At 75.7% G+C, this 5,013-nt stretch carries 4 protein-coding genes; 3 read left to right on the top strand and 1 reads right to left on the bottom strand.

Features of this window, described 5'->3' with window-relative positions; translation table 11 throughout:
- Positions 1 to 925: deoxyribonuclease IV (locus ABD308_RS33845; RefSeq protein WP_344343566.1), on the bottom strand; the 925-nt coding region annotated here is incomplete at its 3' end.
- A 212-nt stretch (positions 926 to 1,137) separates the two neighbouring features.
- Here ABD308_RS33845 and ABD308_RS33840 point away from each other — a divergent pair.
- The 3 genes from ABD308_RS33840 (at position 1,138) to ABD308_RS33830 (ending at position 4,962) form a co-directional block, all read left to right on the top strand.
- Positions 1,138 to 2,409, top strand: a complete 1,272-nt coding sequence (locus ABD308_RS33840; protein ID WP_344343564.1) for a cytochrome P450 family protein — start codon at positions 1,138 to 1,140, stop codon at positions 2,407 to 2,409.
- A gap of 255 nt (positions 2,410 to 2,664) precedes the next feature.
- Positions 2,665 to 3,861 carry a right-handed parallel beta-helix repeat-containing protein gene (locus tag ABD308_RS33835; RefSeq protein WP_344343562.1) on the top strand — a complete coding sequence of 399 codons (1,197 nt, stop codon included), beginning with the start codon at positions 2,665 to 2,667 and terminating at the stop codon, positions 3,859 to 3,861.
- Positions 3,862 to 3,930: 69 nt separating this feature from the next.
- Positions 3,931 to 4,962 (top strand): methyltransferase, encoded by a 1,032-nt coding sequence (locus ABD308_RS33830; protein ID WP_344343560.1) that lies wholly within the window; start codon positions 3,931 to 3,933, stop codon positions 4,960 to 4,962.
- Positions 4,963 to 5,013 lie beyond the last annotated feature (51 nt).

Genomic DNA, 5,013 nt, shown 5'->3' with positions numbered 1-5,013 from the left:
CGCCGCCGTGCTTGCGGTCCGGGGTCTCCACGATCAGCGGGACCCCGGCGGTCGCCGGGTGCTCGAACAGCTCGCGGAACGGCTCGGCGCCGATGAGACCGTCGCCGATGTTGGCGTGCCGGTCCTTGCGCGCGCCGACGGCGTCCTCGGAGTCGTTGGCGTGGATCAGCCGCAGCCGGCCCGGCCCGGCGGCCGCGACCAGTGCGTCCAGCGTCTCCCGGACGCCGCCCGGCGCCGCCAGGTCGTGGCCGGCCGCGAAGGCGTGACAGGTGTCCAGACAGACCCCGACCCTCGGGTGGCCGTCCAGCGCGTCCAGGTACCCGGCGAGGTCCTCCATCCGCGAGCAGAGCGAACGGCCCTGGCCGGCGGTCGGCTCCAGCAGCAGCCACGGCGCGTCGTCGCCGAGCGCGTCCAGCTCGTCCAGCAGCGGGCGGACGTCCGCCCGGACCTGCGCCATCGCCTCGGCCCGGCGCGAGCCGCCGTCCGGCGCCGCGCCGACCGCCGAGCCGGTGTGCAGGACGACGCCCAGCGCGCCGATCGCGTGGCCGCGCAGCAGCGAGTGGCGCAGCGAGGCGGCCGAGCGCTCGCGGGTGGCCGGGGTGTCGGAGCCGAAGTTGATCAGGTAGGGCGCGTGCACGTAGGCGGGGATCGCCTGTTCGGCGCAGGCGGTGCGGAACTCCTCGTCCTGCGCCGGGTTTCCGGCCGGGGTCGCCCAGCCGCGCGGGTTCGCCACGAACACCTGCACCGTCTGGGCGCCCACCCGGCGGGCGTACGCCAGGCCGGTCCCGGCCAGGCCCCGGGCGGCCACCGGCACGTGGGCGCCGATCGGGTTGCGCTCGGTCGGCCGGGGTGCGGCCGGGGACGACGGGCCCGGCGCGGCGGCGGTCGGCGCGGGGACCACGGGGGTGGCGGTGGCGGTGCTCATGGCTCCGAGCATGGCATGCGGCCGCCCGGATTCCCGCGCCCGGCCACTCCCACCCGATCGGGTGAACCGGCGCACCCCGGTCCTCCCCGGGTGGCGCGGGTCCCGTCCTGCTTCGTGAGAGCCGTTCGTGAGAGCCGTTCGTGAGAGCCGTTCGCGCGGGCCCTCCGCGAGAGCGGCCCTTCGCGAGGGCCCCGACAGCCGAGGAGGCACGCATGACCACCACCGAGCCCGTCCCGCCGGTCGAGACGGTCGACCTGCGGGACGCGGAGCTGGTGCGGAACCCGTTCGAGACCTTCGCGCGGATCCGGGAGCGGTCCCCGCTCGCCCGGGGCACCATCCCGGGGGTCGAGCCGTTCTGGATCGTCACCCGCTACCAGGACGTCCGCACCGTCCTCGCCGACCCGCGCTTCGTCAACGACGCCGCCACCGTGCCCGACGCCTGCCCCGCCCACCGCACCGCCCAGGTCTGGCGGGCGCGCGGCCTGCCGCCCGAGTGCGAGAAGTACCTGCGCGCCGGCGTGTTCGACGCGGACGGCGCCGAGCACCGGCGGCTGCGCGGCCTGGTCCACCCCTCCTTCACCGCCGGCACCGTCGGCCGGCTGCGGCCCGGGATCGAACGGCTCGCCGACCAGCACGCCCGCGCCCTGCGCGAGCACGCCGACGCCGAGGGCGTGGTCGACCTCGTCGCCCACTTCGCCTACCCGCTGCCGGTGGCCGTCATCTGCGAGCTGCTCGGCATCCCCGAGCCGGACCGGCCGCGGTGGCGCGCCTGGAGCTCCTACCTCGGGCGCGGCGCCGGCCCCGGGCTGGACGACGCGCTGCGCGCGATGGTCGCCGCCGCCCGCGAGCTGATCGACCGCCGGCGCGCCGAACCCGACGACGGACTGGCCTCCCGTCTCGCCGCCGCCGAAGGCACCACCCTGGACCCGGTCGAGACGGTCTCGCTCATCCTCAACCTGATCGTGGCCGGCCACGAGACCACGGCCACCCTGATCGGCAACGGGACGGCCGCCCTGCTCGCCCACCCCGAACAGCTCGCCCGGCTGCGCGCCGACCCCGGCCTGCTCCCGGCCGCCGTCGACGAGCTGATGCGCTGGTGCGGACCGACGCTCGGCGCGCTGCCGCGCTACGCCACCGAGGACGTGCGGCTGGCCGGGCGGCTCATCCGCAAGGGCGAGGCCGTGATGCCGATCCTCGCCGGGGCCAACCACGACCCCCGGGTCTTCGCCGACCCCGGGCGGCTCGACCTGGGCCGCGCCACCGCCCCGCACCACGACGTCCACCTCGGCTTCGGCTACGGCGCCCACCGCTGCCTCGGGGCGGTGCTCGCCCACGAGGAGGCGGTCGCCGCGTTCGGCGCCCTGCTGCGCCACCACCCCGGGCTGGCGCTCGCCGTCGCGCCGGCCGAGGTGCGGCGCGGCCCCAATCCGGTCGCCTGGCACCTCGCGGAGCTGCCGGTCCGGTTGGGAGCGGCGACGAGCTGACGGGCCACCACCGCGCGCCGTCCCGGACCCGCCCTGGACTCCTCCTGGGCCGGCCCCGGACACGCCCGGTCCGACGCCCCGTCAGCCCGGCAGCCCAACCCTGGTGGCGGGGGCACCCGCGCGCCCCTAGCGTCGATTCGGCCGACACCCCACCGGCCGTCATCCCCCGCTCACCTTGCGTCACCGTGCCGATGGCCCCCACGAGCGCGTCGGGGCTCCCACGCGGCGGCGTGCCAGAAAGACAGGTCATCACCCATGCCCACGCGACGGGTTCACCACCTCGCCGCGGCCACCGCCGCCGCCACCACCGCCCTGACCACCGTCCTCACCGCCGTCGGCGCCGCGCCCGCGCACGCCTCCGGCGAACTGCACGTGGTTCCACCCGGAGAATCGATTCAGCGGGTGCTCGACGCCGCCCTCCCCGGTGACACCGTGCAGCTGCTCCCCGGCGAGTACCGGGGGAGCCTCCGGATCACCACGCCCGGCCTCACCCTGCGCGGCGCCGGGCCGGCGAGCGTGATCCTCCCCGCCGAGTCGGCGGACGCGGCCGCCGCCGCACCCGCCCCCGCCCCAGCCGCTGCGGCGCCCCCCGCCGCCGAGGCACCCGCACCCGCCGAGGCACCCGCGCCGGCCACGTCCGCCGCCTCCGCCGGGGACCTCGCCGCGGCCTGCTCCACCGCCGGCCACGGCCTCTGCGTGGTCGGCACCGACGCCCGGCCGCTCGAAGGCGTCACCATCGAGGCGCTCGCCGTCACCGGCTTCCGCAAGAACGGCATCAACGCCACCGGCACCACCGGCCTGACCGTCCGCGCCACCTACGTCCACGACAACGCGCAGCAGGGCATCAGCCAGGAGAAGTCCACCCGGGGGGTGATCACCGCCAACGAGTCCACCCGCAACGGCCAGTCCGGCGTCTTCCTCGCCAACTCCGTGGACAGCGAGGGCGGCGCCGTCTCCACCGACGGCACCCTGGTCAGCGGCAACCGGCTCACCGACAACCGGATCGGCGTCACCGTGCGCAGGCTGCGGGACCTGAGCATCGAGCGGAACCAGATCCGCGGCAACTGCGGCGGGGTCTTCGTCGTCGGCGACGAGGGCGTGCCCCGGGCCGGCGCGCTCACCGTCACCCGCAACCAGGTCGTCGCCAACAACCGCTACTGCCCGCCCAACCCCCGCCTCGACCACATCCAGGGCGCCGGCATCGTGCTCACCGGCGCCGAGGAGACGTCGGTGACGGAGAACGAGGTCCGCGACAACGTGGGCGCCTCGCCGTTCTCCGGCGGCGTCGTGCTCGTCCACAGCGTGGTCGGGGTGGCCAACGCCCGCAACACGGTCGCCGACAACCTCGTGCTCGGCAACAGCCCGGCCGACCTCGCCGACCGCGACACCGGCACCGACAACGCCTTCGCCCGCAACCAGTGCTCGGTCTCCGAGCCGGTCGGCCACTGCTGACCGGCCGCTCCCGCCGCACCTCGAAGCCCCCGCGCCCTTCCGTTCCCGCAGAAAGCAGAGAAACGGTCCATGACCACCGCACCCGCCACCACCCCACAGGCCGCCATGCGCCTGCGGGAGCTCGTCTTCGGCGCCGCCTGCGCCGCCGCCGTCCGCGCGGCCGCCCGGCTCGGTGCCGCCGACGCGCTCGGCGACACCCCCGCCACCGTCACCGACCTCGCCGCCGACCTCGGCACCGAGCCCCGGCAGCTGCGCCGGCTGCTGCGCGCCCTCACCTGCTACGGCATCTTCGAGGAGCTCGACGGCGACCGCTTCGCCCACACCGAGATGTCCCGGCTGCTGCGCGAGGACGCCCCGAACAGCCTCCGCTACATCTCCCTGTGGTGCACCGAGCCGTGGACGTGGGAGGCCTGGCCGAGGCTGGACGAGGCGGTGCGCTCGGGACGCAACGTCTTCCCCGAGCTGTTCGGCAAGGAGTTCTTCGACTACCTGCACAGCGACGGGGGTGAGTCGGCCAAGGTCTTCGACAAGGCGATGACCACCTCCAGCCGGCAGTCCGCCGCCGACTTCGCCGCCTACCTCGACCTCACCGGCATCGACTCGGTGGTGGACATCGGCGGCGGCCAGGGCCACGTTCTCGCCAGCCTGCTGGAGAAGCACCCGGCGCTGCACGGCACCCTGCTCGACCTGCCCAAGGTGGTCGCCGGCGCCGACGCCCGGCTGCGTACGGGAGGCGCGTTCGCCGACCGGGCCCGGCTGGTCCCCGGCGACTGCCGGGAGGACATCCCGGTGATCGCCGACCTCTACATCATCAAGAACATCCTGGAGTGGGACGACGGGAGCACCCGCCGCACCCTGGCGAACGTGGTCGCGGTGGCCCGTCCGGGCGCCCGGGTGGTGGTGGTCGAGAACCTGGTCGACGACAGCCCCTCGATGCGGTTCACCACCGCCATGGACCTGATGCTGATGCTCAACGTCGGCGGCGCCAAGCACTCCGAGGCGAGCATGGTCCGGCTGATGACCGAGGCCGGGCTGGACGTGCGGGAGGTCCGCCCGGTCAACCCGTACCTGCACGCCTTCGAGGCCGTCGTGCGCGGCTGACCCGCCCGCTCGCCGCCGGTACGCCGCGACCGCCGGTCCCCCTCGTGAGGG

Origin of the sequence: Kitasatospora putterlickiae (genome assembly GCF_039527695.1) — a bacterium.
GTDB lineage: Bacteria > Actinomycetota > Actinomycetes > Streptomycetales > Streptomycetaceae > Kitasatospora > Kitasatospora putterlickiae.
This window is presented reverse-complemented; position numbering and strand designations above follow the sequence as displayed.

What these genes read in the sequence shown, in the direction of transcription:
- ABD308_RS33840 (WP_344343564.1), top strand. Translation starts at nt 1,138, where the DNA reads ATGACCACCACCGAGCCCGTCCCGCCGGTCGAGACGGTCGACCTGCGG.
- ABD308_RS33835 (WP_344343562.1), top strand. Translation starts at nt 2,665, where the DNA reads ATGCCCACGCGACGGGTTCACCACCTCGCCGCGGCCACCGCCGCCGCC.
- ABD308_RS33830 (WP_344343560.1), top strand. Translation starts at nt 3,931, where the DNA reads ATGACCACCGCACCCGCCACCACCCCACAGGCCGCCATGCGCCTGCGG.